Here is a 2,347-nt window from a genome sequence, read left to right on the forward strand (position 1 = left end):
GAAAGTCGCCTCCCAAAAGAAAACGCCTTTCTGGAATACAAACCTAATCTAATCGTATGAGGATCAGAGTCTTTGAAATCTTATGGTTGGAGAGTAGTCCTCACCCGAAAGAAGCCTACCGCGTCGAGTCGATCAGTTCCCAGAGTTCCTGATTAACCAACTGCCGGGTCGCTTCGATTTGCTTGCCGTAGGCCGCTAGGGTCATGCCGGGATGCACTTTTTTGATTGCCGCCGCCGCGTCTCCTCCCTGCCCAATGTCGGCCCATTGGTCGTAGGCATCAACGGTCACGAAGTTGAACGGCTGGTTGCTGCCACCCGGCAGTACCAAGTTGTGCCTAACCCAGCCTGCTCTCCCGCCCGACTTCATCATGGCTACGATCATGGGTTTCACCAACTTGGTTTCCATGGCTTCGTAGGCCGCCTCGTCACCCGGCTTTACTTTCATCATATTGACCATGAGGTACTTGGGTGCAGTAGTCGCGTTGGGGTCAACCGCTGCAAAATCGCTCTGGCGAAACAGCATGGCTGTCGTGAGATTCCGCATTTGATCGATGCTCATGCCAGCGGCAAGCTCCTCTTTACTCAGCAGCTTCTCGGCATCGTTCGGTATAGTTCCCCACGGGCTTTCCAGTTTGTCCTGGCCTTGCATGAACGTCACCGTCACGTAGTCGTAGGCGGCATTCGTGCCGGTTGGATAGCGAACAGCGTATAAATCCCATCCGAGAATCAGGCCGCGCTTCACCCGTTCCTGGTGCAGTTTTTTCCAGATTTCTCGCTCTGTTTTCACGTACGCTTCACTTTGGCCGGGCAGGGTTTTCATGGTTTCCACGAGGCCAAATACGGGCTGTGGCGTTTGGGCCTGGAGCGATAGGCTGCTCAACAGCAGGGCAACGACTAAAAATAGATTACTGGTTTTCATTGGATTATTGGGTTTTTGAAAGTGAAGGAAAAATGAAGTAGAAAATAGAAAGCCGCTCCCCAGCAGAAAACGGCTTTCTGCAATACAAATCTAATCTAATCATTTGAAGGTCAGAGACTTTGAAATCATTTCTGCTTCATCATCTCGCGGGCTTTGTCGGCCCGCGCTTTGGCGTCGGCAAGACCCAGTTCGGCGGCTTTGTCGTAGTATTCCGCCGACCTGGCGTAGTCTTTGGCATTCATGTAGAACTCGGCCATGCTGTCGTAGGCATTGGGCTCTTTGGAGGCCAAGGCAATGTATTTTTCAAAAGCCGCTTTGGCCTGGTCCATCTGCTTCATCCCCATGTACATGTAGCCCATCGTGTTGTAGTTGGCGGCAAACGACGGATTCACAGTGGCCAGTTTTTGGGCGTAGGCCAGCGCAGCAGCGGAATCTCTGTCGGTATAGACCGCGTGCAGCGAAGCCCATTCGTAGGCCTGCGGGGTTTTCGGGTAGGCAGCCACCAGCGCGCTCATGGTTTCGGAAGTTTTGGCTTTGGGGTCGGCCTGCCAGTTCACCAGTTGCTGACGCAGAATTTTCTCGGCCTTGTTCAGCTTTCCGGCATCGAGCGCGAGGGCTTTGGTCAGCAGGTCCGGTTTCTTGTCTTTGTTGGCATAAAAAATCTTCAGCACATAGGCCATGAAGAAATTCGGGTCTTCCTGCAAGGCTTTATCGAGCTGTTCATCCGCTTCTTTGGGATGAATGTTCGATGCGAACTCAGCCGCTTTGTAGTAAGTCGCTTTCGCGGTTTTCGACGTGGACGACACGGGCAGGAAAAAATTTTGCGCCGTCGTGAAACTGTTGCTGCACAGCAGCAGGGCAAGGGAAAAGAGTAACGTTTTCATTTGATTTGAGTTTTAGCGTGAAAAATTGAATTAGAGGGTGTGTAGGTCAGGCGTTGGCTTGCGCCCACTCGCCGAACGGTACGTGAGCGGGCTGAAACTGTAGTCCCAAATCCTGCGTTGCCGCCGCGCCGCTGTACACGGTACGGGCCGCGTCCACGGGCTCCTGCCCGTTGAGCATCAGCGTGATGTCCGATACTTTATAGCTCCCGCCAGTGAGCAGGTAGTTCTTGCCGTGCAGTCCGGCGGTAGTCGCGGCCCGGAAAATCCCCTCGGCCACATCGGCGACCCACACGACGGCAAACTCGACGTTTTTCGCAAACATCATCTCCACGAATGGATTGGGGGCAATCTTGTTTTTGAACAAATACTGTATCCCCATCGAAGTGGAATCGCCCCGGCCCGACAGCGACTGCCCCGACACCATGGTGGGATACACACTTACGACCTCGAAGACCATGTCAGGATGCGATTTTACGTACTTCCGCACCACCTGGTCGGCGAAGTACTTGGCCTGGGTGTAGGGATGGTCGTTGGCGTCGAGGTA

Annotated in this window: 2 protein-coding genes and 1 pseudogene; all 3 read right to left on the reverse strand. The window is 53.6% G+C overall.

Annotated elements, in window-relative coordinates; genetic code table 11:
* Nucleotides 1-115: 115 nt before the first annotated feature.
* Nucleotides 116-919, reverse strand: coding sequence for a hypothetical protein (locus ACEW8P_RS05600; RefSeq protein WP_373512122.1), 804 nt, complete (start codon nt 917-919; stop codon nt 116-118).
* Nucleotides 920-1,044: 125 nt separating this feature from the next.
* A complete protein-coding gene (locus ACEW8P_RS05605) occupies nt 1,045-1,803 on the reverse strand; it encodes a hypothetical protein (RefSeq protein WP_373512123.1) in 759 nt (252 codons plus the stop codon).
* A 46-nt stretch (nt 1,804-1,849) separates the two neighbouring features.
* Nucleotides 1,850-2,347: pseudogene (locus tag ACEW8P_RS05610) on the reverse strand (dihydroflavonol 4-reductase); the annotation flags it as partial.

Source organism: Persicitalea sp., assembly GCF_041751555.1.
In the GTDB taxonomy this organism is placed as follows: Bacteria; Bacteroidota; Bacteroidia; order Cytophagales; family Spirosomataceae; genus Persicitalea.